At 64.8% G+C, this 25,061-nt stretch carries 23 protein-coding genes, 2 tRNA genes and 2 pseudogenes; 8 read left to right on the plus strand and 19 right to left on the minus strand.

What is annotated here, in order from left to right:
- Positions 1-142 precede the first annotated feature (142 nt).
- A complete protein-coding gene (locus tag ACQ4WR_RS15835; RefSeq protein ID WP_436488375.1) occupies positions 143-700 on the plus strand; it encodes a PEP-CTERM sorting domain-containing protein in 558 nt (185 codons plus the stop codon).
- 86 nt (positions 701-786) lie between these two features.
- Here ACQ4WR_RS15835 and ACQ4WR_RS15840 read toward each other — a convergent pair whose 3' ends face one another.
- From ACQ4WR_RS15840 to ACQ4WR_RS15850, 3 genes are all read right to left on the minus strand, one after another.
- Entirely contained in the window at positions 787-3,198 is a 2,412-nt protein-coding gene (locus ACQ4WR_RS15840; protein WP_436488377.1) for a TonB-dependent receptor plug domain-containing protein, read from the minus strand.
- Positions 3,199-3,527: 329 nt separating this feature from the next.
- Positions 3,528-4,574: an aldo/keto reductase gene (locus ACQ4WR_RS15845; RefSeq protein ID WP_436488379.1), complete on the minus strand. Its 1,047-nt coding sequence runs from the start codon at positions 4,572-4,574 to the stop codon at positions 3,528-3,530.
- A gap of 9 nt (positions 4,575-4,583) precedes the next feature.
- Positions 4,584-5,633, minus strand: a complete 1,050-nt coding sequence (locus ACQ4WR_RS15850) for a quinone-dependent dihydroorotate dehydrogenase (RefSeq protein ID WP_102292634.1) — start codon at positions 5,631-5,633, stop codon at positions 4,584-4,586.
- A 200-nt stretch (positions 5,634-5,833) separates the two neighbouring features.
- On the opposite strand from ACQ4WR_RS15850, the gene ACQ4WR_RS15855 reads away from it, so the two are divergent.
- Positions 5,834-9,127 carry a S41 family peptidase gene (locus ACQ4WR_RS15855; protein ID WP_436488381.1) on the plus strand — a complete coding sequence of 1,098 codons (3,294 nt, stop codon included), beginning with the start codon at positions 5,834-5,836 and terminating at the stop codon, positions 9,125-9,127.
- A 75-nt stretch (positions 9,128-9,202) separates the two neighbouring features.
- On the opposite strand, the pseudogene ACQ4WR_RS15860 reads toward ACQ4WR_RS15855, so the two are convergent.
- The 5 genes and pseudogenes from ACQ4WR_RS15860 to ACQ4WR_RS15880 form a co-directional block, all read right to left on the minus strand.
- Positions 9,203-9,301: pseudogene (locus ACQ4WR_RS15860) on the minus strand (arginyltransferase); the annotation flags it as partial.
- A gap of 257 nt (positions 9,302-9,558) precedes the next feature.
- A pseudogene (locus ACQ4WR_RS15865) lies at positions 9,559-9,657 on the minus strand (arginyltransferase); the annotation flags it as partial.
- Positions 9,658-9,914: 257 nt separating this feature from the next.
- Positions 9,915-10,637, minus strand: coding sequence for an arginyltransferase (locus ACQ4WR_RS15870; protein ID WP_436488383.1), 723 nt, complete (start codon positions 10,635-10,637; stop codon positions 9,915-9,917).
- Between the two features lie 66 nt (positions 10,638-10,703).
- Complete coding sequence (aat, locus tag ACQ4WR_RS15875) at positions 10,704-11,420, minus strand: leucyl/phenylalanyl-tRNA--protein transferase (protein WP_102292631.1); 717 nt, start codon at positions 11,418-11,420, stop codon at positions 10,704-10,706.
- 30 nt (positions 11,421-11,450) lie between these two features.
- Complete coding sequence (locus tag ACQ4WR_RS15880; RefSeq protein ID WP_436488385.1) at positions 11,451-12,056, minus strand: NUDIX hydrolase; 606 nt, start codon at positions 12,054-12,056, stop codon at positions 11,451-11,453.
- A gap of 219 nt (positions 12,057-12,275) precedes the next feature.
- On the opposite strand from ACQ4WR_RS15880, the gene ACQ4WR_RS15885 reads away from it, so the two are divergent.
- Positions 12,276-12,352: transfer RNA gene (locus ACQ4WR_RS15885), tRNA-Met, on the plus strand.
- A 162-nt stretch (positions 12,353-12,514) separates the two neighbouring features.
- A tRNA-Met gene (locus tag ACQ4WR_RS15890) sits at positions 12,515-12,591 on the plus strand.
- Positions 12,592-12,649: 58 nt separating this feature from the next.
- Here the strand turns inward: ACQ4WR_RS15890 and ACQ4WR_RS15895 are convergent.
- Entirely contained in the window at positions 12,650-13,438 is a 789-nt protein-coding gene (locus tag ACQ4WR_RS15895; protein ID WP_436488387.1) for a helix-turn-helix transcriptional regulator, read from the minus strand.
- Between the two features lie 109 nt (positions 13,439-13,547).
- On the opposite strand from ACQ4WR_RS15895, the gene ACQ4WR_RS15900 reads away from it, so the two are divergent.
- Together ACQ4WR_RS15900 and mug are read left to right on the plus strand one after the other, a co-directional pair.
- Positions 13,548-14,756 carry an MFS transporter gene (locus ACQ4WR_RS15900; RefSeq protein ID WP_436488389.1) on the plus strand — a complete coding sequence of 403 codons (1,209 nt, stop codon included), beginning with the start codon at positions 13,548-13,550 and terminating at the stop codon, positions 14,754-14,756.
- Positions 14,757-14,818: 62 nt separating this feature from the next.
- Positions 14,819-15,340 carry a G/U mismatch-specific DNA glycosylase gene (gene mug, locus ACQ4WR_RS15905; RefSeq protein WP_436488391.1) on the plus strand — a complete coding sequence of 174 codons (522 nt, stop codon included), beginning with the start codon at positions 14,819-14,821 and terminating at the stop codon, positions 15,338-15,340.
- A 25-nt stretch (positions 15,341-15,365) separates the two neighbouring features.
- On the opposite strand, the gene ACQ4WR_RS15910 is transcribed toward mug, so the two are convergent.
- Positions 15,366-16,268 (minus strand): LysR family transcriptional regulator, encoded by a 903-nt coding sequence (locus tag ACQ4WR_RS15910; RefSeq protein WP_436488393.1) that lies wholly within the window; start codon positions 16,266-16,268, stop codon positions 15,366-15,368.
- Positions 16,269-16,415: 147 nt separating this feature from the next.
- On the opposite strand from ACQ4WR_RS15910, the gene ACQ4WR_RS15915 reads away from it, so the two are divergent.
- Positions 16,416-17,627 (plus strand): MFS transporter, encoded by a 1,212-nt coding sequence (locus ACQ4WR_RS15915; protein ID WP_436488395.1) that lies wholly within the window; start codon positions 16,416-16,418, stop codon positions 17,625-17,627.
- Here the strand turns inward: ACQ4WR_RS15915 and ACQ4WR_RS15920 are convergent.
- The 5 genes from ACQ4WR_RS15920 to ACQ4WR_RS15940 all read right to left on the minus strand — a co-directional run bounded on the left by ACQ4WR_RS15920 (position 17,624) and on the right by ACQ4WR_RS15940 (position 21,377).
- Positions 17,624-18,418 (minus strand): anti-sigma factor family protein, encoded by a 795-nt coding sequence (locus tag ACQ4WR_RS15920; RefSeq protein ID WP_436488397.1) that lies wholly within the window; start codon positions 18,416-18,418, stop codon positions 17,624-17,626. The genes ACQ4WR_RS15915 and ACQ4WR_RS15920 overlap by 4 nt on opposite strands.
- The gene (locus ACQ4WR_RS15925; RefSeq protein ID WP_436488399.1) at positions 18,415-18,930 is read right to left on the minus strand and encodes an RNA polymerase sigma factor; all 516 of its coding nucleotides are present in this window, start codon (positions 18,928-18,930) and stop codon (positions 18,415-18,417) included. Before ACQ4WR_RS15925 ends, ACQ4WR_RS15920 begins: the two co-directional genes overlap by 4 nt.
- 21 nt (positions 18,931-18,951) lie before the next feature.
- On the minus strand, positions 18,952-19,326 hold the full coding sequence (locus ACQ4WR_RS15930; protein ID WP_102294382.1) for a COG4315 family predicted lipoprotein: 375 nt from the start codon (positions 19,324-19,326) through the stop codon (positions 18,952-18,954).
- Positions 19,327-19,384: 58 nt separating this feature from the next.
- Positions 19,385-20,302 carry a DNA-3-methyladenine glycosylase family protein gene (locus tag ACQ4WR_RS15935; RefSeq protein ID WP_436488756.1) on the minus strand — a complete coding sequence of 306 codons (918 nt, stop codon included), beginning with the start codon at positions 20,300-20,302 and terminating at the stop codon, positions 19,385-19,387.
- 67 nt (positions 20,303-20,369) lie between these two features.
- Positions 20,370-21,377, minus strand: coding sequence for an XdhC family protein (locus ACQ4WR_RS15940; protein ID WP_436488401.1), 1,008 nt, complete (start codon positions 21,375-21,377; stop codon positions 20,370-20,372).
- 100 nt (positions 21,378-21,477) lie between these two features.
- Here ACQ4WR_RS15940 and ACQ4WR_RS15945 point away from each other — a divergent pair, with 100 nt between their 5' ends.
- Positions 21,478-21,618 (plus strand): hypothetical protein, encoded by a 141-nt coding sequence (locus tag ACQ4WR_RS15945; RefSeq protein WP_180979395.1) that lies wholly within the window; start codon positions 21,478-21,480, stop codon positions 21,616-21,618.
- Between the two features lie 40 nt (positions 21,619-21,658).
- On the opposite strand, the gene ACQ4WR_RS15950 is transcribed toward ACQ4WR_RS15945, so the two are convergent.
- The 4 genes from ACQ4WR_RS15950 to lspA are packed head-to-tail and all read right to left on the minus strand — an operon-like array spanning position 21,659 to position 25,008.
- Positions 21,659-22,714: a M48 family metalloprotease gene (locus ACQ4WR_RS15950; RefSeq protein WP_436488403.1), complete on the minus strand. Its 1,056-nt coding sequence runs from the start codon at positions 22,712-22,714 to the stop codon at positions 21,659-21,661.
- Between the two features lie 58 nt (positions 22,715-22,772).
- A complete protein-coding gene (gene dut / locus ACQ4WR_RS15955; RefSeq protein ID WP_102294375.1) occupies positions 22,773-23,222 on the minus strand; it encodes a dUTP diphosphatase in 450 nt (149 codons plus the stop codon).
- A 34-nt stretch (positions 23,223-23,256) separates the two neighbouring features.
- On the minus strand, positions 23,257-24,477 hold the full coding sequence (gene coaBC, locus ACQ4WR_RS15960) for a bifunctional phosphopantothenoylcysteine decarboxylase/phosphopantothenate--cysteine ligase CoaBC (RefSeq protein WP_102294374.1): 1,221 nt from the start codon (positions 24,475-24,477) through the stop codon (positions 23,257-23,259).
- Between the two features lie 21 nt (positions 24,478-24,498).
- Complete coding sequence (gene lspA, locus ACQ4WR_RS15965; protein ID WP_076568171.1) at positions 24,499-25,008, minus strand: signal peptidase II; 510 nt, start codon at positions 25,006-25,008, stop codon at positions 24,499-24,501.
- Positions 25,009-25,061 lie beyond the last annotated feature (53 nt).

The raw sequence follows: 25,061 nt of genomic DNA on the forward strand, positions 1-25,061 counted from the left end.
CCGATTGGAATTTTCAATGGTCGAGGATGTTTCTTTTATTGCATTTTGATTTCCTGAATGATATCTTTTGTCCAAGCGCAAATAAATGTGACAAAAATATAATTAACATTGCAAATTTTGAAATCGATCAATAGGGGAAACCATGAATACGACTAAACATGCTGTGCTGGGTCTCTGCCTCGCCGTGTCGGCTTGCCTGGCGCCGCTGGCGCAAGCGGCCAGCTGGGTAGAAATCAGCAATCCTGCCAAGGGCGGCTTCACGGTGGGCGGCAATACCGTCACCTACGGCCCTATTGCTGCCGAGTCAGTCTGGGTATATGACGGTGCCAACCCGGCCGGCGCGCAAAGCGCGGCCGCGATCAAGAGCCTGGTCACCACCCAGTTCGGCTTGCCAACCAGCGGCACCGCTTCCCTCGTGCTGGCTTCCCAGGGCGACCTGGCCAGCAGCAAGTCCGGTACTTTCAGCATCAATTCCAGCTTCGACTACCTGGCCATCCATTATGGCCGTGGCGAATTGCTGTTCCACTGGGATAGCCCGGTCGCGGCCAACACGGTGTTCAATTTCGGCAACCTGCCGCGTGGCATCAGCAACTTCCGCGCCTATAGCGCCGTGTCGGCCGTACCGGAACCGGCCACCTACGGCATGCTGTTGATGGGCCTGGGCTTGCTGGGCTTCATGGCGCGCCGCCGCCGGGGCTAATCCCGGGATAGCCAGACGCAAGTGCTGATAAAAAAAGCCCGGAGGCGCATCGCGTCTCCGGGCTTTTTTATATGCCGGCGTGCCGCTTACCAGCTGTAGCCAGCCTTGGCGTAGTAGTAGCGGCCGTTGAAACCGTTCGGCGCGAAGATGCTGTACGGCTGCGTGCCTGCCACGTTCAGGTTGCCGGCGCTGGTCACTTGCGCCGGGTAGCGGTTGGTGACGTTGTCGATGCCGGCCACCAGGCGCCAGTTCTTGCCCAGCTTCACGGAACCGGACACGTCCAGCACCCATTGCGGGTCATACGTCTGGTCCAGCTTGACATCGTTCTGCGGCACCGTGAAGCTGCCGTAGCGTGTCACCAGGCCGTGTACGTTCCAGATGCCGAAGCCGTAGTCGGCGGCCAGGCTGAACTTGTCTTTCGGCGACGTCACCGTGATGCGGTCGATACTCTGGCGGTCGATCAGCTTCAGGTTGTTGGCCGTCAGGATGGCCGGGTTGTCGGCGATTTTCTGTACCTTGCTCTTGTTGTGGTTGTAGGCCACGGTAAAGTCCAGGCGGTCCTTGTCCTGCAGGTCGATGCGGTAGGTGCTGACGATGTCGACGCCTTGCGTGCGCGTGTCGACGGCATTCGTGAAGTAGCGCGCCGCGCCCACCGGCGTGCCTTGCGCTGCCAGCTGGGACTTCAGCGCATCGTTCAGCGCCAGGTTGGCCGAGAACAGGATGCGGTTGTCGATGTCGATGCGGTAGGCGTCGATGCTGGTGGTGAAGTTGCGGTTCGGCTGGAATTGCAGGCCCAGGCTGTAGTTGCGGGCTTTTTCCGGCTTCAGGTCCTGCGCTCCCAGGGCGCGCGCCTGCGGCGTGTTGACGGCGAAGGTACCCGTCTCGATCGGCGTGTTGACGCCGTTGATGACCTGGAAGTTGGTGGTGGTGATGGTGTAGTACTGCTGCGCCAGCGACGGCGCGCGGAAGCCGCTCGACATCGTGCCGCGCAGGGACAGCGCATCCGTGAAGGCATAGCGGGCCGAACCCTTGGCCGAGGTGGTGCTGCCAAAGTCGCTGTAGCGCTCATGGCGCAGGGCCACGCCGCCGGACAGCTGTTTCGTCACTTCCGCTTCCAGGTTCACATACAGCGATTCGTTGTGGCGCGAATGGCTGCCCGCGTTGGCCGGGCGGAAACCGGCAAAGCCTTGCGAGCCGGTGCCGATGTACGACGCCTCGTCGCCGGCGCCGATGCTGTATTTCTCGCGGCGTGCTTCCGCGCCGACGGCCACCGTCAGCGGACCCGTAAAGTAAGACACGGGGAATTCGCGCGCCGCGTCCAGGTTGAACACGGTCTGCTCGTTTTTCAGCGAACCGGCATAGAAATGTGTGGGGCTGTTCGCGCCCTGCACGCCGATCGACAGGTTGATCGTGTTATCCAGGTCCAGCTCGAATTTGTTGCTGCCGTAGTTCAGGCTGGCATCCCAGCGCCAGCCGGCCGCTTCGCCGCGCAGGCCCGTGACGATGGACTGGTCCGTCAGGGTGCTGTTTTGCAGTGGCAAGAAGCCTTCCGGGTACACGGGCGTGCGCAGGGCGGTGCCGTTGTAGGCCGTGCGCCAGGTGGCGGCGGCCGACGTGTCGCGCTTGCCATAGTTGCCGAAGGCATACCAGTCGATATTGTCGTTGATGCGGTATTCGCTGTTGACGAAGACGGTGGCTGGCTGGGTTTCTGCGTCGCCATAGCGCTGGTTGACCTTGCCGTAGCGGGGCTCGGCCGGGTTGCGGAAGTCGGCGCCGGCGCGGTTGGTCGGGTCGCGGTCTGCAAACTCGGCCGAGATGCGCACCCAGCCGTCGTCGCCCAGCTTGAAGCCGGCCGAACCCTTGATGCTTTTTTGCTTGCCGTCATGTTCCTGCGTCTGCGCATAGCCCACTTCGACGTCGCCGCCGGCCGCGCCTTTTTTCAGGATGATGTTGATCACGCCGGCAATGGCGTCGGAACCGTACTGGGCCGCCGCGCCATCGCGCAGCACTTCCACGTGGTCGATGGCGGCCAGCGGGATGGCGTTCAGGTCGACGGGTGCCGAGCCGCGGCCCAGCGAACCGTTGACGTTGACGACGGCAGACGTGTAGCGGCGCTTGCCGTTTACCAGCACCAGGGTCTGGTCGGGCGACAGGCCGCGCAGCTGCGCCGGACGCACGGCGTCGCTGGCGTCGGCGCCCGTGGCGCGGGCAAAGTTCAGCGACGGCAGCAGGCGGCTCAGCACGGTGGCCAGTTCCGTCGATCCCGTGCTTTGCAGGTCGCGCGAGGTGAGGATGTCGATCGGCGATTCGGAATCGATGGTGCGGCGGTTCTTCGCGAAGGTACCGGTGACCACCACCGATTGCAGTTCGCCATCGGCTGGCAATTCCTGCTGCGCTTGCGCTTGCATCGGCAAGCTGAAGCAGGCGATCAGGCTGGCGGCGAGGACGGTTTTCACGGGGAGGGCGGGAATGTGGGGGCGGGCGGTGCTTGAACTCATCGACAATATCTCTCGGTTAGGGGATGCGCGGACCATGGCGGTCCGGTGATGACATCAGAGTAACAGTGGGCTTGGGGCGTGCTTACGAATAGTTGTGTCTATCGATATGCAATAAATATCTGAACCACGGCCAAATGGCGCGGGTAGCGCATATAGCCTTGTTTCCAGCATACGACCGGGCATGGCAAGGCTGCAATGCTGCACGGCAGTAAATTGCGGGGTGTTGTATAAATGCGACTATGCGCGATGAGAGTTGGTCGTCTGGCCTTGCATCATGCTGCACTGCACTGCACTGCACTGCACTGCACTGCACCGCCAGACGCGGCCGCTTACTGTCCCGGGTTGGGCAGGCTGGCGTGGATGGCATCGACGGCCGCCACCAGTTCCGGCGACAGGGTGATGTGCCAGGCATCGATGTTCTGCTGCAACTGCTGCAGGCTGGTGGCGCCGATGATGGTCGAGGCGACGAACCAGCGCGAATAGCACCAGGCCAGCGCCAGTTGCGCTGGCGTCATGCCATGCGCGCGCGCCAGCGCCGCATATTGCCGCGCCGCTTCGACGGTGGCGGGGCGGATGTAGCGGGGGCTCCAGCCGGCGGGGAAGATGGTCAGCCGTCCCTTGGCCTGCGGATCGTCGAGGTATTTCGCCGTTAGCTGGCCGAACGCCAGCGGGCTGTAGGCCAGCAAGCCCACGTTCTCGCGGTGGCAGGTTTCGTCCAGCAGGCTGGTTTCAAAATGGCGCGCCGTCAGGTTGTACAGGTTCTGGATCGAGGCGATGCGCGGCAGGCCTTTGATTTCGGCCTGCTTGATGCATTCGGAAACGCCCCACGACGATTCGTTCGACACGCCGATGTGGCCGATCTTGCCTTCATCGACCAGCTTGCCCAGCACGGCCAGCGTGTCCTCGATGGCCACCGACGCGTGCTCCTTGCGCGGATTGTAGACGCTGGCGCCAAAGATGGGCAGGTTGCGGCTGGGCCAGTGCAGCTGGTACAGGTCGATGTGCTCCGTCTGCAGCCGGCGCAGGCTGCCTTCGACGGCGGCGCGGATGTTTACCGCGTCGTGGTCGGTCTTGCCATTGCGGATCCAGTGCATGCGCGAGTTCGGCCCCGCTACCTTGCTGGCCAGGACGATGTCGCCGCGCTTGCCGCTTTTCTTCAGCCAGCTGCCGATGTAACGCTCGGTGCTGCCCTGCGTCTGCGCGCTGGCCATCACCGGATACATCTCGGCCGTATCAATGAAATTGATGCCGCGTTCCAGCGCATAATCGAGCTGGCTGTGCGCTTCCGCTTCGCTGTTCTGCTCGCCGAAGGTCATCGTGCCCAGGCAGATTTTACTCACTTCCAAACTGCTGGCGCCCAGCTTGATCTTTTCCATGCGCCTTCCTTAGCGGGCCTGCTTGCCGCGCAGCGCGCGGGCGCAATCCTTGATCAGCGCAGGGCCGGCGTAAATCAGGCCGCTGTACAGCTGCACCAGCTGCGCGCCCGCTTCGAACTTGGCCACGGCGTCGCTACCCTGCATGATGCCGCCCACGCCGATGATGGGCAGCGCATCGCCCAGTTCCGCCTTCAGCAGGCGGATGACATTATTCGACAGCTCGAACACGGGTGCGCCCGACAGGCCGCCCGCTTCGGCGCCGTGCGGCATGCCTTCCACGGCGCTGCGCGAGAGGGTCGTGTTGGTGGCGATGACGCCGTCGATCTGGTGGCGCGTGAGCGATTCGGCGATGCTTTTTACCTGTTCGCCATCCATGTCCGGCGCGATTTTCAGGGCCAGCGGCACGTAGCGCTTGTGCTTGTCGGCCAGGCGCGCCTGCGCCTCTTTCAGCTGCGACAGCAGGGCGTCGAGTTCCGATGCGCCCTGCAGCTGGCGCAAATTCTTCGTGTTCGGCGAGGAGATGTTCACCGTCACATAGCTGGCATACGGGTAGACTTTTTCCAGACACAGCAGATAGTCGTCGGCCGCCCGCTCGATCGGCGTGTCGGCGTTCTTGCCGATGTTCAGGCCCAGCACGCCGGCGCGGTTCTGGTAGAACTTCGACGCCTGCACATTGGCCACAAAGGCGTCCACGCCGCCATTGTTAAAACCCATGCGGTTGATGATGCCCTGCGCCTGCGGCAGGCGGAACATGCGCGGTTTCGGATTGCCCGCCTGCGCGCGCGGCGTGACGGTACCCACTTCGATCGAGCCAAAACCCAGGTCGGCCAGCGCATCGATGTAGGCGCCATCCTTGTCCAGGCCGGCGGCCAGTCCGACGGGGTTCGGGAAGGTGATGCCCATCACCGTGCGCGGATCGGCCGCCGGCTTGCCGGACAGCCTGGTCAGGCCCAGCGCGCTGGCGCGTTTCAGGGCCGGCAGGGTGAAATGGTGGGCCGCTTCGGCATCCATCGAGAACAGCAGCGGGCGGGCGAGGGAGTACAGGAATTTTTCAGACATGGGGCGCTTTGAGTAGGTGTGCGGGCCAATGGGAAGAGCTGGTGGCCGGCGATGTAATTGCCGGTATTTTACCGTGTTCCGCGCTGGCTCCGGTGTATAGTTGTCATTGGCATCAAGCAACATTGAGTCCGACCCGGACCGTTGACATCCTCTGCTTCCTTACATCATAAGTGAGACATCGATTGAAAAAGACACGCATCTTGACCGCCATCGCGGCCGCCAGCGCACTGCTGCTGAGCCACCCGGCCCTGGCCCTGCCGAATACCCAGGACACCCGCATGCTGAGCGAACCGGCCGTCTCCAGCCGGCACATCGCCTTCATCTACGCGGGCGATGTGTGGCTGTCGAACCTGGACGGCGGCGGCGCGCGGCGCCTGACCTCCGACCTGGGCGACAAGTCCAATCCCGTGTTCTCGCCCGATGGCAGCCTGATCGCATATAGCGCGAATATCGATGGCAATGTCGACGTGTATGTGATCGCGGCGGCGGGCGGCGTGCCGCGCCGCCTGACCTTCCACCCGGGTGCCGACCTGGCGCAGGCGTTCACGCCCGATGGCCAGTCCGTGATGTTCACCTCGCCCCGCGCCGCCTTCAACAACCGCTTTCAGAAATTGTTTACGGTACCGGTGGCGGGCGGCGTGGAAACACAGCTGGAGATCCCCAACGCCTCGCGCGCCGCCTATTCGCCCGATGGCAAGCGCATCGCCTACAACCCCCTGATGCCGGCCTTCAAGCAGTGGAAACGCTACCGTGGCGGCACCAATTCCTGGCTGTGGCTATTCTCGTCGTCCGACAAGTCGATTGAAAAAATCCCCCAGCCGACGACGCGCTCGAACGACGTCGACCCCATGTGGCTGGGCGACACCGTGTACTTCCGTTCCGACCGCAACGGCGAATTCAACCTGTTTGCCTATGACGTGAAGACCAAGGCCGTGCGCCAGCTGACGCAGCACACTGACTTCCCCGTGCTGAACGCCTCGGCGGCGAACGGCAAGATCGTCTACGAACAGGCCGGCTACCTGCACGCGTTCGACATCGCCAGCGGCCAGGCACACAAACTGACCATCGGCGTGGCCAGCGATCTGGGGCAGACGCGCCCGCGCTGGGTCAAGAATGCGAAGTACATCCGCGACGCTTCCATCTCGCCATCGGGCGCGAGGGTCGCGTTCGAGTACCGGGGCGAGATCGTCACCATCCCCGCCGACAAGGGCGATGTGCGCAACCTGACGCAGACGGCCGGCGCCAACGAGCGCTCGCCGATCTGGTCGCCCGATGGCCGCTCGGTCGCGTATTTCTCGGACGAGTCGGGCGAGTATGAATTGCATGTGCTCTCCCAGGATGGCAAGGGCGCGGTGCGCAAGTTCAAGCTCAATGGCAGCGGTTTCTATGACAACGCCGTCTGGTCGCCCGACAGCAGGAAGATCGCCTTTGCCGACAATGGCTGGAGCATGTATGTGATCGATGTCGGCACGGGCAAGGTGCAGAAGATCGCCACGGAACCGATGTATGGCGTCGACAAGAGCATGCGCGCCTCGTGGGCGCCCGATTCGCGCTGGCTGGCCTACACGCTCAATTCGCCCACCTATACGCGCAGCGCCTACATCTATTCCATCGAACAGAACAAGTCGATGCCCGTCACCGATGGCCTGTCCGACGTGGCCCAGCCCGTGTTCGACAAGAGCGGCAAGTACCTGTACTTCTTTGCCTCGACGAATGCCGGCCCCAGCAACAACTGGTTCTCGCAGCAGAACACGGACAACCTGGTGACGCGCACGGTATGGATGGCCGTGCTGCGGCGCGACTTGCCGTCGCCGCTGATCAAGGAAAGCGACGAGGAAAAGGCTGCCGGCGCGGACGCCAAAAAAGACACGGCGAAGGCGGAAGCGGAGCCGAAGAGCGAAGCGAAGATCGATCCGAAAACGGGCCGCGACGACCCGAAAGTGACGGTGCTGCCGGTGGCGCCCATCCACATCGATTTCGACGGCATCGCCACGCGCATCGTCGACTTGCCGCTGCCTGCCGCGCAGTTCTCCAATCTGACCGCTGGCGCGGCGGGGCAGATCTTCCTGCTGCGCGAAAGCGATGGCAAGAAGGCCGTGCAGCGCTTTGATCTGAAGGAGCGCAAGGCGGAAACGGTGGTGGCGGAAGCCGATGATTTCGACATTTCCGCCGATGGCAAGAAGCTGCTGTACCGCCAGAAGGATAACTGGGCCATGGGGTCCGCCACGGGCAAGCTGCTGGCGCCAGGCGAAGGCAAGGTCAAGGTCGATGCCATCGAAGTGAAGGCCGACCCGCGCGCCGAATGGACGCAGATTTTCAACGAAGTGTGGCGCATCAACCGCGATTACTTCTATGACCCGGGCATGCATGGCGTGGACTGGAAAGCCATGCGCGACAAGTACGCCGTCTTCCTGCCCGAGCTGTCCAGCCGCGCGGACCTGAATCGTTTGATCCAGTGGATGTGCAGCGAGCTGGCCGTGGGCCACCACCGTGGTGGCGGCGGCGATGATTTCATCGAGGCGAAGAAGGTGCCGGGGGGCTTGCTGGGTGCCGACTACGAAGTGAGCGACGGCCGTTACCGCTTCAAGAAGGTGTACGGCGGCTTGAACTGGAATCCTGAACTGCGCGCGCCGCTGACGGAACCCGGCCTGAACGTGAAGGCCGGCGAGTACCTGCTGGCCGTCGACAGCCGCCCCTTGGCGCCGCCGACGAATATCTACAGCGCCTTCGAGAATACGGCCGGCAAGGCCATCGACCTGACCGTCGGTCCTTCGGCCGATGGCAGGGGCGCGCGCACGATCACCGTGGTGCCCGTGCCAAGCGAGGACGCCTTGCGCAACCGCGACTGGATCGAAGGCAATATGCGCAAGGTGAACGCGGCAACCAATGGCAAGGTGGCGTATGTGTACGTGCCCAATACGGCAGGCCTGGGCCATACCTACTTCAAGCGCTATTTCTTCCCGCAGGCGGACAAGCAGGCCATCATCGTCGATGAACGCTTCAATGGCGGCGGCAGCGTGGCCGATTACTACATTGAGATCCTGCAGAAGAAGGAAATCGCCTGGTGGACCATGCGCTATGGCGCGGACATGAAGACGCCATCGGCCTCGATCCAGGGGCCGCGCGCCATGCTGATCGACGAGACGGCCGGCTCGGGCGGCGACCTGCTGCCGTGGATGTTCCGCAAAAATAACATGGGTCCGCTGATCGGCAAGGCGACCTGGGGCGGTCTGGTGGGCATCCTCGGCTTCCCCGTGCTGATGGATGGCGGCACGATCACGGCGCCGAACCTGGCCTTCTGGACCCGCGAGAATGGCTGGGGCGTGGAAAACGAAGGCGTGCCGCCCGATATCGAAGTCGAGCAGACGCCGGCCGACGTCATCGCCGGCCGCGATCCGCAGCTGGAAAAGGCGATCGAGGTGATCCAGGCCGAGCTGGCGAAGAACCCGCCCGTGCGTCCGGCGCGTCCGGCGTTTCCGGACAAGAGCAAGTAAAAACGGCAACCCCGTTGCAAAGACTGGTGTCGGACCCTGAGGGTCCGACACCGGCCCTTCGCCGTTGGCTTTGATTTACAGTATCACCCACTGCCCCTTGATGCGCGCTTCCAGCGGCTTGAAGTTGATTTTATATGCCATCTTCGGGCTTTGCTCGATCCAGTAGCCCAGGTAGCGATGTAGCCGGGTAGGTCGGATGAGCGGGGTAACGCCCCGCGTAATCCGACGCCATTATTGGCGCCGCGGGTGGTGTCGGATTACGCGCTTGAGCGCTAATCCGACCTACCATGCTTTGTTCGATCGGCCGGGTAGCCGCGTAGGTCGGATTAGCGGAGCGTAATCCGACACCATTGTTGGCTTTGCAGGGGCGGATTACGCGCTTGCGGCCTCGGCACCCGCCGCCAATCCGACAGCATTGTTCGGCCCCGGGTTTACAGTATCACCCACTGCCCCTTGATGCGCGTTTCCAGCGGCTTGAAGTAGATTTTATATGCCATCTTCGGGCTTTGCTCGATCCAGTAGCCCAGGTAGCGATGTAGCCGGGTAGGTCGGATGAGCGGGGTAACGCCCCGCGTAATCCGACGCCATTGTTGGCGCCGCGGGTGGTGTCGGATTACGCGCTTGAGCGCTAATCCGACCTACCATGCTTTGTTCGATCGGCCGGGTAGCCGCGTAGGTCGGATTAGCGGAGCGTAATCCGACACCATTGTTGGCTTTGCAGGGGCGGATTACGCGCTTGCGGCCTCGGCACCCGCCGCCAATCCGACAGCATTGTTCGACCCCGGGTTTACAGTATCACCCACTGCCCCTTGATGCGTGCTTCCAGCGGCTTGAAGTTGATTTTATATGCCATCTTCGGGCTTTGCTCGATCCAGTAGCCCAGGTAGATGTAGGGCAGGCCCAGCTCCTGCGCCTGGGCGATTTGCCACAGCACGTTGTAGGTGCCGTACGAGGCGCCCGGCACGTCCGGATCAAAAAAGGTGTAGACGGACGACAGGCCGTCGGCCAGCACGTCGATGATGCTGACCATGCGCAGGATGCCGCCGGGATCGCGAAATTCCACCAGGCGCGTATTGACCCGGCTTTGCAGCAGGAATTGCGCGTACTGGTCGCGGCTGTCCTGGTCCATGCCGCCGCCCGCGTGGCGCGTGCTCTGATAGCGCAGGTACAGCTCGTAGTGCTCGTCCAAAAAGGAGAGGGTGGCCACGCCCGCCTGCAGCTCGGCGTGCCGGCTCCACGCACGGCGCTGGTTGCGGTTCGGCGTGAACGACTGCGTCACCACGCGCACGGGAATGCAGGCCTGGCAGCCGTCGCAATACGGGCGGTAAGTAAAAATGCCGCTGCGGCGAAAACCGTTGCGCACCAGTTCCGAATACACGTCGCTGTTGATCAGGTGCGAAGGCGTGGCCACCTGCGAGCGGGCCTGGCGGTCGTCCAGGTAGCTGCACGGGTAGGGCGCCGTCGTGTAGAACTGGAGGGTGGCAAACGGTAGTTCGTTCAGGTGCGTCATGCTGATCCTGTCTGGTCTGTCCGCGGCGGTGTGCCTGGCGCTGTGCCTGGAGCTATCATAACTTTTTTATGCCGGTGCTGCAGATTGCCAGTCCGTGATTTGCGCTGCTTCAATGGCGCTTCGCAGATGGGCCAGGAAACGCGCGCGCGAAATGGGCGCCGCGCCCAGCGAGGCCAGGTGCCTGGTTTCCTGCTGGCAGTCGATCATGGCCACGCCGCGCGCCTTGAGGAAACGCACGAGGTGCGCCAGCGCGATCTTCGAGCCATCCGTCACGCGCGCGAACATCGATTCGCCATAGAACATGCGCCCGATCGACACGCCATACGCGCCGCCCACCAGTTCACCGTCGAGCCACAGTTCCGAGGAGTGCGCGTAGCCCAGCTTGTGCAGGCCCGTGTAGCCGGCGATGATCTCGTCGGAAATCCAGGTGCCGGGACCGTCCTTGCGCGGCGCCGCGCAGGCGCGCATGACGGCCTCGAAATCGCTGTCGAAGCGCAGCTGCCATCGCCCGTCGGTGGCGGCGCTGCGCTCGACCTTGCGCAGCGTCTTGGCCAGGCTGTCGGACACCTTGAAGTCGTCCGTCATCAGCACCATGCGCGGATCGGTGCTCCACCACAGGATGGGCTGGCCTTCGGAAAACCAGGGGAAGATGCCGTGCCGGTAGGCGTCGAGCAGGCGCGCGGGCGACAGGTCGGCGCCGGCCGCCAGCAGGCCGGGCGCCTCGCCGGTCAGGGCGCGCGAGACGTCGGGAAACGGGGTATGGATGTCGAGCCAGGGAATCATGCAGTATCGGTGATGGCGGTGGCGGCGGGGTCAGGCAGCGTGTCCGGTATCGGTATCGGCATCGGCATCCGGGCGGGCCATCGGACGCGTGATGTCGCCCGTATGGAAACCGTAGCTGCCGCCTTTGCGGATTTTGACACGGTCGGCAAAGAACAGTTCCAGGGTGGCGCGGATGGTGGGGAAGGCCAGGTCGTCCCAGGGAATCTGCGCTTCCGTAAACAGCTGCACGTCCAGGCTTTCGATGCCCGGCGCGAAATCGAGGTCGCGCAGGCGCGCCAGGTAGAACAGGTGCACCTGATGCACGCGCTGGACGTTCAGCAAGGAAAACAGGGGGCCAAGTTCGATGTTCGCACCCGCTTCCTCCACCGTTTCGCGCTCGGCCGCGTCGGACGTGGTCTCGTCGTTTTCCATGAAGCCTGCCGGCAGAGTCCAGTAGCCGTAGCGGGGTTCAATGGCCCGCTTGCACAGCAGCACCTGCAACTGGCCATCCTGCTCCCATACGGGAATCGAACCGACCACCATTTTCGGGTTCTGGTAATGGATGGCGTCGCAGTTGGCGCAGACATAACGCGGACGGTTGTCGCCTTCCGGGATGGACAGGCTGACAGGATGGGCGCATTCGGAGCAGAATTTCATGGGCAGGCTAGCAATAGGGATGGCATCGGTAAAGTGATAGTGTAGCGCTTACTGTACACCGATTGCGTGCCGTGTGGCGTGATGGGCGGGCACAATCCCCACTGACGATCGGCCAAACGTTGAATGCGCTTCCTGGTGCACTTTTAATAAAATGGCTCTATTGCAGCAGAATTTGAGATAGCTATTGCCTAAGTACCCCGTTTGCGCATATAATTCGTCTGCGGGGTGGAGCAGTCTGGCAGCTCGTCGGGCTCATAACCCGAAGGTCACAGGTTCAAATCCTGTCCCCGCAACCAATACCGGAAAGCCGCTGATTCTTGCAAAAGATCAGCGGCTTTTTCATTTCTGGCTGACGCTATGCATCGTCCACCCATCGGCAATCCGCGCGCGCCGGTCCTGCAGTGGAATTGTCAATTCTTGCCCTTTACGCCGCGCAACAATCTGGTATATAATTCTTGTGCGGGGTGGAGCAGTCTGGCAGCTCGTCGGGCTCATAACCCGAAGGTCACAGGTTCAAATCCTGTCCCCGCAACCAATTCGAAGCCGCTGATTCTCGCAAGAGGGTCAGCGGTTTTTTCGTTGTGCGCAGCGCTTCACTCCTGCGCCTGGCGTGCGTACACCACCAGCCGCAGATGGCGGTCGGCGTCGATCGTCAGCGAGGTGTGCTCGTAGGCGAGCTGCGCGCCATCGACGTCCAGGTGGCGCACGCCTTCGCACGGCGCATGCACGTCATGGCGGCGCCACCACAGCTTGAACTCGGGCGAGACTCTTTCCAGTTCCTCCACCAGCGCGTGGATGTCCGCTTCCTGCGTGGCGCGCGCGTAGTCGCGGCGAAAGCTCGACAGCATCAGCGGCGCCTGCTCTTCCCAGCCGACCAGGCGCTGGCGCAGCAGCGGGTCGGTAAACAGCAGCCATAGCAGATTGCGCCGCGCAGCGGCATGCGCGCCAAAGCCAAACAGGGCATCGGCGTGCGCATTGAACACCAGCACGTCCCAGCGCAGGTTGAGCACATAGGCCGGATGCGCCAGTTCGTGCAGCAGGCGGCGCACCAGCGGCGGCACCACGCAAAACGTCTTGCCCTCTTCGGCGGGCGGACGCGCGTGCGCCAGCAGGAACAGGTGGCGCCGTTCCGCCGCATCGAGTTTCAGCACTTCGGCCAGCTTGTCGAGGAAGGCGCTGGAGACGCCGATGTCGCGCCCCTGTTCCAGCCAGGTGTACCAGGTCAGCCCCACGCCAGCCAGTGCCGCCACCTCTTCGCGGCGCAAGCCCGGCGTGCGCCGCCGGCCGCCGCCGGGCAGGCCCACGTCTTGCGGCGAGAGCCGCGCGCGCCGCGCCTGCAGGTAGGCGGCCAGTTCGTGGCGGGTGCGTTGCAAGCTGCGCATGGTGCTGTCTTTCAGGTGAGCCTGTTGCTACAAGTAATAGCATAAACAGTTAAATTGTAATTGTTTATATTGTATTCCAGAATGCCTGCTTTCTTTTTGAAGGCTGTCCATGCTTGATTCCTCCTCTTCCATTTCGCGCGCGCCCGTCGCTGCCACCGCTGCGCTGCCTGCCACTGTCTACCTGATCGCCATGGGGGCCTTCGCGCTCGGCATGGCGTCGTACGTGACGGCGGGCCTGATGCCGATGATCGCCGGCGCCTTTGCCGTCTCCGTGGCGATGGCCGCGCAGCTGGTGACGGCGTTCACCTTGGCCTACGGCTTAGGTTCGCCGCTGGCCGTGGCCTTGCTGCCGGCGCGCGCGCAGCGCTCCGGCTTGTTGTGGGCGCTGGCCGTGTTCGTGCTGGCGAATGGCGCCAGCGCGCTGGCGCCAGGCTTTGCCAGCTTGCTGGCGCTGCGCGCCGTCGCCGGCATCGGCGCCGGCGTCTACCTGGCGCTGGGGATCGCGGCGGCGGCGGGCGTGGCGGCGCCACAGCAGCGGGGCAAGGCCATCGGCGTGATCATGGGCGGCATGGCCAGCGGCACGGTGCTGGGCGTGCCTTTGAGCTTGCTGCTGGCGCAGCAGCTGGGCTGGGCCGCCGCACTGTGGCTGGTGGCGTTCCTCGGTGCGCTGGCGCTGGCCGGCTTGCTGTGGAAGCTGCCCGTGCTGCCGCCGGCGCCTGCCATCGCGCTGCGCCGCAAGCTGGCCTTGCTGGCGGACGGACAGGTGCTGGCCATCTTGCTGGTGTCGCTGCTGGCGGCCATTGCCAGCCTGGGCATGTACACGTTTGTCGCGCCGCTGCTGGCATGGTCCGCGCACGGCGAGGCGCTGTCCGTCACGCCCTTCCTGTGGGCCTGGGGCGTGGGCGGCATCGCCGGCAGTGTGCTGGTCGGTCCATTGGCCGACAGGCTGGCCGCGCCGACACTCACTCTGTGCATCCTGCTGTTGCTGGCGCTGGCCCTGGGCGCGCTGCCGCTGGCGGCCGGCTGGTCGGCATGGCTGATGCTGGCGCCTGTCGTGCTGTGGGGCGCTGCCGGCTGGGCCCTGCAAGTGCCGCAGAACCAGCAGCTGCTGGCCGTGCGCACGGCGCAGGGCGACGGCAACCTGGCCATCGCCCTCAACGAGTCGGCGCTTTACCTGGGCAGCGCCATCGGCGCGGCCGCCGGTGGCGTGCTGCTGTTGCTGGACTGGCCGGCGTGGTCGCTGGCGCTGGGCGCGGCGGCGGTGGCTGGCCTGGCGGCTCTGCTGCAGCTGGCGCAGTGGCGTAATGCGGACCAGTAGGTGTGGCAGGTGAGGCTGGCCGCATTCTTCTATACTGCAGCTCCTTGCACAGGAGCGTACCCATGTCACACAGTACAACAGCGCCGGGTTTGCCCGATATCCTCGCTCCCGGTTTGCGGGTGGTGTTTTGCGGCCTCAATCCCGGTGCGGACGCGGCCATCGCCGGCCACCATTTTCTTGGTCGTGGCAACCGCTTCTGGCCCGTGCTGCACCTGGCCGGCTTCACGCCGCACCAGGTGGTGCCGCAGGACGACGGCAGCGTGCTGGCATTTGGCATCGGCCTGACGGCGGCCGTCGGGCGCCCGACGCAGCGGGCGGACCAGGTGGCGACCGATGAATTCGCGCAGGCGGCGGCGGGCCTGCTGGAAAAGCTGGCGCTGGCGCAGCCGCAATGGATCGCCTTTTTGGGCAAGGCCGCGTATGCGGCCATGACGGGCCAGCGCACGATAGGCTGGGGCGAACAGCCGGAGCGCTTCGGCGGCGCGCGCGTGTGGATACTGCCCAACCCGAGCGGGCTCAATCGCGGCTATTCGAAGGAACGGCTGGTCGAGGCGTATGCGCAACTCCAGCGTGCGCTGGGCTGAGGCTCATTTGATGTTCAGTCGATGTTCAGTCGATGCTCAGCTGGCGCGCGCGCAGCAGCGGCGTGACGAAATCGAAGAAAGCGCGCAGTTTCAATGGCAGCGGCGTTTGTCCCTTGTGCAGCAGGCTGACGGGCAAGGGCGCCGCCTCGAACGGTGCGAGCACGATGCGCAGCGCTTCGTCGCGCAGGGCGTCCATGACCTGATACGACAGCACGCGGATCAGGCCCGCATCCAAGGTGGCGGCGGCGATTGCCGCATCCACCGTATTGACGGCCAGGCGCGAATGCACGGGCACGGATTGCCTTGATCTGCCCGTGCCGAAGTCCCAGGCACGGCGCGATTCCAGCACCTCGAAACTGACGCAGGCATGCGCGGCCAGGTCGCCCGGCGTGGCCGGCGTGCCATGCCTGGCCAGGTAGGCGGGACTGGCGCAGACGACCCGGCGCACCGTGCCGACGCGCGTCGCCACGAAGCTGCTGTCGGGCAGTTCGCCGATGCGCACGGCCACGTCCACTTGCTCGTCCATCAGATGCATGACCCTGTCGGTCAGCACCAGCTTGATCTCGATCTCGGGATACTGGGCCAGGAAGGCCGCCACCACGGGCACGATGTGCAAGCGCCCGAAGACGACGGGCGCCGTGATCGTCAGCTCGCCTTTCGGCGTCGCATATTCACCCGTTGCCGTGCGCTCCGCTTCGCCGATTTCGTCGAGGATGCGGCGGCAGGCGGCCACATAGGCGCCGCCCGCCTGCGTCAGCGACAGCTGGCGCGTGGTCCGGTGCAGCAAGCGCGTGCCGAGGTGCGACTCCAGCGCCGCCACCTTGCGGCTGACATTGGCCAGCGGCATGCCGAGCTGGCGCGCGGCCGCCGACAGGCTGCCCGCGTCGACCACCGCCAGCAAGATGCCCATGGATTCGAGCCTGTCCATCGCTTGCTCCCCTGTGAGTACTATCAAAATATGGAAGAATGATTCTCGATGTTAGGGGATTCTCTTTGCTGGTGCAAGTACGTAAGCTGGACTCCTTCGCCATGGCATGTCGCCGTGGCACCCTGAAAGGAGAGCGCCATGCGCCCCATGCCCCACCCCCCTCTGGCGCCAGACAGTGTGCCAGCCGCGCCGCGCGGCAAGATCCTCATGATGGCGGTGATCGCCGGCGCGGTGATCACCAACATCTATTGCACCCAGCCGATCCTGCCGCTGATCCAGGCGGGCCTGGGCGTCGACCTGGCGGCCGTCAACCTGGTGGCCGGCGCCGCGCTGCTGGGCTTTGCGACAGGGCTGGCGCTGCTGCTGCCGCTGGGCGACCGTTACGACCGGCGTACCCTGGTGCTGGGACAGATCGCACTGGCAGGCCTGTTCGCCGTGGCGGCCGCGCTGGCGCCCGGTATCTGGCCACTGATCGGCGCCTCGTTTGGCCTGGGCATCGTCAGCTGCGTGCCGCAGCAGCTGGTGCCGCTGGCCGCCAGCATGTCGCCGCCCGGCGAACGAGGGCGCTCCGTCGGCATGGTCGTCAGCGGCATCATGGTGGGCATCCTGCTGGGGCGCACGGTGGCCGGCGTGGTGGGCGAAGCCTTCGGCTGGCGCGCCGTGTACGCCATGGAAGCGGCCTTCATGCTGCCCGTATGGATCGCGGCGGCGGCCCTGCTGCCGCGCGGGAAACCGGGCAGCGAGTTGTCCTATCTTGGCTTGCTGGCGTCGCTGTGGCCACTGGCGCGCGACCACCGGCCTCTGCGTGAATCGATGCTGGTCCAGGCCCTGTTGTGGGCGTGCTTCAATGCGTTCTGGGTCAACCTGGCGGCGTTGCTGGCCAACGGCGCATGGCATCTGGGCAGCGCCTGGGCCGGCGCCTTCGGCATCATCGGCGCGGCCGGTGCGCTGGCCGCCACCCTGGGCGGCAGGGCCACCGACAAGCTCGGTTCGCGCACCGTCATCGGCTTGAGCATCGCCATCGTCACGCTGTCCTACCTGCTGCTGGCCGGCGCCGCCTCGTCGCTGGTCTTGCTGGTGATCGGCGTCATCGTGCTCGACATCGGCGTGCAGGCGGCCCTGGTGGCCAACCAGACGCGCGCCTTTGCTGTCGATCCCGCTGCGCAGGGGCGCATCAACAGCCTGTACATGACGGCCACCTTCATCGGCGGCGCCGTCGGCGTTGCCATCAGCGGCTGGCTGATGCAGCGCTATGGCTGGACGGGTGTGGCCGTGTTTGGCATCGGGCTGGGGATGCTGGCGGGCCTGATCCACCTGGCCGGAGCACGCGCACAGCGGCGCGCGGCCAGCTTCACTTAGCGTGGCTGGTCCAGCTGCGCGTACACGGCCTTGGCGATCTTGCCCAGTTCCTGCCTGGGCAGGTTCGCCGACAGCGCATAGCCAAGCTGGCCGTCGATCCAGTAAAACACGCCGAGGTCTCCGAGGTCCTTTTCCTGCGTGTAGCGGAAGGCCGTTTCCTGCTTGCCGGCGCGTTCTTTCGCCACATACAGGGTCAGGCGCTGGCCTTTGCCATCCTCATACATGAACTGTGCCACGGGGCCGTCGCCATCGCCTGGCAGCAGGCGTCCGCCGATCAATTGAAAGCCGAGTGGCGACAGGGCGGGCGGCTGCAGTGCCGTGCCCAGGCGTTTCGACAGCCATTGCACCAGATGCGTTTCCTGTTCCGCGCCCACTTCCACCGGGTGGCGCACTTCCGGCGTGTAGACGGCGTGGGCGATGGCGGCGCTGCGCGCCAGGGACATCGGGCTGCCGCTGGCGGGCGCGCCTTCGCCGCCGCGCAGCAGCCAGCCGCCCGCGCCGCCCGCGACCAGCAGCACGATGGCCGCTGCCGCCTGCATGGCGTGGCGGTGCCAGGCGCCATTCGCCGCCGCAGGCGACGCTGCCTGCAGCAGCGCCGGCGGCACGGTTTCATCGAGCACGGGGTCGAACAGGGCGCGCAGCTGCCGGTTCTGTTCACGCCAGGCGTCGACCCGGGCCGCATCGTCCGGATGCGCGCGCAGGTGGGCGTCGATGGCGGCGCGCTGTTCCTCGGGCAGGACGCCGTCGGCCAGGGCGTGCAGTTGCGCTTCGCTGATGGCTTGCGTAGTCATTTCACGACTTTCAGGGTGGGCACGCCATGGCCGTCGGCAGGGCGGCCGTCGAGCAGTGCGCGCAGTTTCTCGCGCCCGCGCGACAGCCGCGACATGACGGTGCCGACGGGGATGCCCAGAGTGGCCGCCACCTGCTCGTACGGCATCTGTTCCAGCGCGACGAGCAGGATCACTTCGCGCTGGCCCAGCGGCAGGCGGCCCAGCGCCGCATCCATTTCGCCGATGGCGATGGCTTGCCCTGGCGCGCGCTCGGGCGCGGGCAGCAGGGCATCGTCGTCGAGTTCCTGCAGCGGCGGGCCGGCGCGGCGCAACTGGTCCACGTGCAGGTTATGCATGATGGAAAACAGCCAGGGCCGCATCTCGCCGCTGCGCTGTTCCAGCTTGCGCCAGGCCCGCTCCACGGTGTCCTGCACCAGGTCGTCCGCATGCAGGGCGCCGGCCAGCGCGCGCGCATAGCGGCGCAGGCCGGGCAGGCACGCTTGCAGCTGGTGGCTGTCCTCTTGCGTGGTCATGGTGGCGGCGGGGTGGAAGGCTCAGGGCTTGACGACGTGCCACACGTTCTTGAAGTTGTCGCCCGTCGCGTCGCCCGGCTTCTTGTCTTCCTTGTACAGGTACAGGGGCTTGCCCTTGTAGGTCAGCTGCATGGCGCCATTGTCTTCGCGCTTGATGCTGCCGTACGGGGCGGCGGGTGCCGCTTCGGTGGCGATGACGGCGGGCCAGGCCACCAGGCAGCCGCCGCTGCAGGCGCTCTTGCCGCTGTCGGCGACATCCTTGTCGAACACGTAGACGGTCATGCCGCTGGCATTGACCAGCATGCCGTTGGCGGGCATGGCGTCGGCGGCGAAGGCCAGCGGGGCGGAAAGCAGGGCGGCGAGGGCGGTGGCGGCGAAAGTGGTGGTGAAGCGCATGGCGGTCTCCTTGAGGTTGTTGAGGGCTTGCAAGGGATAGACGCCTGCCGCCCGCCATTTATTCCCGGGTCGGTGAACTATTTTTTTCCGGCGCATGCAGGCTGGCCCACAGGTGGGCGGCGGCCATGGTACGGTGCGGCGCGTAGTGGCGCAGCCACTGTTCCGTGCGCGCCATGTCCGGCTTGGCTTCTTCGCCGAGCAGCTTTTGCAGCGCGGCGCGGATGGCCACGTCGCCATGCAGCGAGCAGTCGGCATAGCCGTAGCCGCGCAGCAGCGCGTAATTGACGGTCCACGGGCCGATGCCCTTCACGGCCAGCAGCGCTTGCGAGATGGCCGACACGTCGCCGGAGGGCGGCAGCTCCAGCGACAATGCTCCATCGTTGACGAGATGCGCCAGGCGCAGCACGGTTTCCGCCTTGGCGCGCGAAAATTTACGGCTGGTCAGGTCCTCGATGGCCAGCCGCGCCACATCCTGCGCCTCCGGATAGCACCACAAGCCGCTGCTGTGCCGGCGCCCCGCCTGCAGAATGAAGGTACGTCGCAGGGCGATGGCAAACGGCAGGTTGATCTGCTGGCCGATGATGGCCCAGGTCAGCGCCTCGAACGGGCTGGCCGATTGCACGATGCGCAAGCCCGGATTAAGCCGCACCAGCGGCGCCAGCAGCGTATCGTTGGCGGCCAGTTGCGCGAACGGCAGCGGGTCGATGCGCAGGCCGAGGATGTTCAGCAGCGCGCCATGCAGCGGCGCCTGCAGGCCGGTGTTGGCGGCGCCATCGATCTCGGCGCGGCAGATGGCCGCAGCGTCTGTCAACGCCACGTCCAGCGCCACGGGCACGCCTTGCAGCAAAATGCCCTTGCGCAGGCCTGTAGGCGTGACCTGCTCCGCCACGGCTTCCCCGTCGCGGCTGTGAAAGGCGATGACATCGTCGCGGCGGTAGCCGGCGGGCAGGGGGAGGGTCCAGTGCAGCAGGGTCATGGTGGTCAAATCAGGGAAGGTAGCAGGGGCGCGCCGCTGGCGCATCTCGTTTCTTGCTTGTCCGGCTTCAGCGCGCGCAAATATCGGTGGTGGGCGGGCTCAGGGCGGCCGCGTGCTGGATCTGCAGGGCGGCCGGCACGCCATTTTTCACGGCCGTCAGTTCGGCCAGGATGGAAATGGCGATTTCGGCCGGCGTCTTGCTGCCGATGTACAGGCCGATGGGCGCGTGCAGGCGCGCCAGCTGGTCGGCGCTGACATCGAACTGCAGCAGCCGTTCGCGCCGCTTGGCATTGTTGGCACGCGAACCGATGGCGCCGACATAAAAAGCGGGCGACTTCAATGCTTCCATCAGCGCCAGGTCATCGAGCTTGGGATCGTGGGTGAGGGCGACGACGGCGCTGCGGCTGTCGAGTCTTAGTTCCAGCACCAGGTCGTCGGGCATGGCATGCAGCAGGGGTACGCCGGGCACATTCCAGCCGCCGCGGTATTCCTCGCGCGGGTCGCAGACGATGACGCGGTAATCCATGGCCGTGGCGATTTGCGCCACAAAGCGCGACAGCTGGCTGGCGCCGATGATCAGCAAGCGCCAGCGCGGGCCATGCTGCGTGGTCAGCACGCCATTGTCCAGGGCCAGCACGGCGCCTGGCGCGGCGCGCTGCAAGGTCACGCCGCCGGTATTCAGGTCGAGGCGGCGCTCGACCAGTTCATGGGCTTCCAGGCGCGCCAGCAGCTCGGCTACGCCGCTGTCCGCATGCAGCGGTTCGATGGCCAGTTCGATGGTGCCGCCGCAGGGCAGGCCGAAGCGGTGCGCTTCGTCGGCGCTGATGCCGTAGCTGACGATGTCCGGCCGCGTGCGCACGATGCCGTGCGTGCGCACAGTGTCGATCAAGTCGTCTTCGATGCAGCCGCCGGAAACGGAACCGACCACCGTGCCGTCTTCGCAGATGGCCAGGGTCGCGCCCACGGGGCGGGGACTGGAACCCCAGGTCTTGATGACGGTGACGAGTTCGCAGCGCTGCCCGGCGGCGAGCCAGGCGGCACAGGTTTTCAGGACTTCAAGGTCGATGCTATCCATGGGGTGCGCAGTGTGCTTGCCGTGCCGGGTCGGCAAAGTATGGAATATTCTTCAATATTGTGGCTATACTACGCTCTCCAACAGCCTGCGGAGAGATTTCATGTCAAACGACCACGAGACCCAAGACGACGGCATTCCCAAGTTCGGCAAGCTGCTCATCGCCCTGTTCCTGGCGGTAGTGTTTTGCGGCGCCCTCACATGGGTCATGGGCACCTACTTCCCCAACTTCCCCGGCGCCTGACCAAACCTGCTGCGTCAGGCGCCGCCTTGCTGCATCAGGTCTAAGGTTTCAACGGCTTCTTCGCCGCCTGCTTGGCGCGCACGTCGGCCACGGCGCGGTTGATGGCGGCCATGCGCGAGTTGGTGCCAGGGTGCAGGGCCGTGTAGCCGTTGGCGACCGTGGCCGGCACTTGCGTGGCCAGGCGCTGCCAGAAGCGTGCGGCGTTGTCGACGTTGTAGCCGGCGCGCGCCAGCAGGTAGATGGCCAGGGCATCGGCCTGGGCATCGAGTTCCTGTGGCATGGCCTTGATGCCGGCGGCGCCCGTCAGCATCGACACGTCGGGCTGCACGGCGCCCAGGCTGTCGATGATGCTGCCGGAAGTTCCCGCCGTGCGCTGGCTGCGCGCGTGGTCGAGAATGTTGTGCGCCATTTCGCGGGCGATGACAAAGGCGATGCCTTCATCGTTCTGCGCCGCGTTGATCATGCCGCGCGTGAGCATGATGCGCGAACCGTCCGAATAGGCATTGATATTGTCCGCATTGCCCAGGGCGACACGGAAGGCGCAGGCGCGCGTGACGGGAATTTTCAGGTCCTGTTGCTGGCCTTCGCGGGCGATGGTCATGTTCAGGCTGGCACTCTTGGATGCCAGCGGGCCGACGATGGCGCCGAATGGACCTTCCGCCTTGGGGCCGGCCGGCAGCGGCTTGCCTTCGGCCGCCAGCAAGGCGTCGCCCTTGCGCAGTCCGGCGCGCGCGGCGCCGCTGCCCGGCAGCACGCCGGACACCTGCATCTGTTCGCCGTAACCGAGCGCCGCCTGTGCCGCGTCGGCATAGATGCCAGGGTAGGAATACTTGTTCTGGGCCGTGAAGCCCAGCAGGTTGCGCGCATACGTCTTGCACAGGTCCGCATTGTTGATCAGCAGGGGCGCCGAGACTTTCGACAGGCGGTCCTGCAGCGCCACCATCTTCACCAGTTCTTCCTGCGCCGCCTTTTGCTGCGCCGTGAAGGCGGGAGCGTCGGGCGCCGGCACCACGTTGAACGGGCCGCTGACATTCGTGCCCGGGGTGGTACAGCCGGCGAGGATGGCCGCGCTGGCCAGCAAAAGGGGAGTGGCCAATCGGCGCAGCGAAGTTTGGGCTGGGATCAGATGGCGGAAACCTGGCATAAGTAAGTCCTTAATGTTTGCCGGTGCTGCCGAAACCGCCAACACCGCGTTCGCTGTCGCCGAATTCCTCGACGACGTTAAAGCCCACTTGCAGCACCGGCACGATAATTAGCTGCGCCAGGCGTTCCATGGGATTGAGCGTGAATGCGCTCTGGCCCCGGTTCCAGGTCGATACCATCAGCTGGCCCTGGTAATCGGAGTCGATCAAGCCTACCAGATTCCCCAGCACGATGCCGTTTTTGTGGCCCATGCCGCTGCGCGGCAGGATCATGGCAGCATACGACGGGTCGCCGATGTGGATGGCCAGGCCGGTGGGAATGAGCACCGTCTGTCCCGCTTCGATGGTGATGGCGTCGTCGATGCAGGCGCGCAGGTCGAGGCCCGCGCTGCCCGGCGTGGCGTAGGCTGGCAGCAGTTCTTTCATGCGTGCGTCGAGGATCTTGATGTCGATATTTTTCATGAATCTGATTAACTAAGCTAAGTCGTATGAGTGGTTATTTGAGCAGCGAATTCTTGGCGATGCGCTTGGAGATTTCCGAAATCAGCTGGCGTGCCAGGTTCAGTTTCGAGGCGCGCGGCAGCACGGTATGGCCTTCTTCATCGAAGAGGATGATGGTGTTGTCGTCCTGGCCAAAGGTGTTCTGGCCGATGTTGCCGACCAGCAGGGGGATGCCTTTCTTTTCGCGCTTGGTCGAACCGAATTCCACCAGGTTTTCCGACTCGGCGGCAAAGCCGACACAGTAGGGGTAGCCGGCCAGGTTGGTGCGTGCCGCCACGGTGGCGAGAATGTCCGGGTTTTGCGCAAACTGCAGTTCCGGCACGGAGCCGTCGGCCTGCTTTTTCATTTTCTGCTCGCTGGCGTTGACGACACGCCAGTCGGCGACAGCGGCGACGGCGACGAAGACATGCTGGTCGTCGACGTGGGCCAGCACGGCATCGTGCATCTGCTGCGCGCTTTGCACATTGATGCGGCGCACGCCGAAGGGCGAATCGAGGGCCGTGGGGCCGGAAATGAGCAGCACCTCGGCGCCCGCTTCGCGCGCCGCGCGCGCCACCGCGTAGCCCATCTTGCCCGAGGACAGATTGGTGATGCCGCGCACGGGATCGATGGCCTCGAAGGTGGGGCCGGCCGTCACCAGCACGCGCTTGCCGGCCAATACTTTCGGCTGGAAGGCGGCGATCAGTTCCGTCAGCAGCTGTTCCGGTTCCAGCATGCGGCCCAGGCCCGTTTCACCGCAAGCCTGCTCGCCGGCGGCGGGGCCAAACAGCTCGATGCCGTCATCGCGCAGCTGCTGCACATTGCGCTGCGTGGCGGGGTTCTGCCACATTTCCACGTTCATGGCCGGCGCCACCAGCAAGGGCAGGTGGGAAGGACGGGCCAGGCACAGGGTCGACAGCAGGTCGTCGCACACGCCATGCGCCAGCTTGCGCATGAAGTCGGCCGAGCATGGCGCGATCAGGATGGCATCCGCGTGGCGCGTCAGATCGATATGCGCCATGTTGTTGTCGATGCGCGGGTCCCACTGGCTGGTGTGCACGGGGTGGCCGGACAGCGCCTGCATCGTCACGGCCGTGATGAAGTGGCTGGCCGCATCGGTCATCACCACTTGCACCGAGGCGCCCGCTTTTGTGAGCGCGCGGCACAATTCCGCCGCCTTGTAGCAGGCGACGCCGCCCGAGAGTCCCAGGACGATTTTTTTGCCGGACAGTTCCATGCCGTTCTCCCGCAGTCGTGATTACTTGTTTACCCGGCGCAGTTCATCGATGATGAACAGGGCCGCGCCGATGCAGATGGCGCTGTCGGCGATATTGAAAGCGGGGAAATGGCCCCAGCTTTTCCAGTGGAAGTCGAGGAAATCGACCACGTGGCCATACATCAGACGGTCGATGGCATTGCCCAGCGCACCACCGAGTATCAGCGCCAGGGCCCAGCAGAACATGCGCTGGCCCGCGTGCTTTTTCAGCAGGTAGATGATGTAGATGGCGGCCGCCAGGGCGATGCCGGTGAAGAAATAGCGCTGCCAGCCGCCCTGGTCGGACAGGAAGCTGAACGCGGCGCCCTTGTTATACGCGAGCACCAGGTTGAAGTACGAGGTGATGACCATCTCTTGCGCATAGCGGAAGGTCTTCAGGATCGTGATCTTGGTGATCTGGTCGAACAGGATGACGATGGCGGCGATGCCCAGCCAGGGCACCAGCGACGATGAGGAGGACGATTTCGATGAAAAACGGTTTTTAGTGGCCATATTTTTCCAGGGAAGATAAAGCCGCCGCTGCCCTTGCAGGCCGCGGCGGTGGG

This window comes from Janthinobacterium amylolyticum (assembly GCF_051380655.1).
Lineage (GTDB): Bacteria > Pseudomonadota > Gammaproteobacteria > Burkholderiales > Burkholderiaceae_D > Janthinobacterium.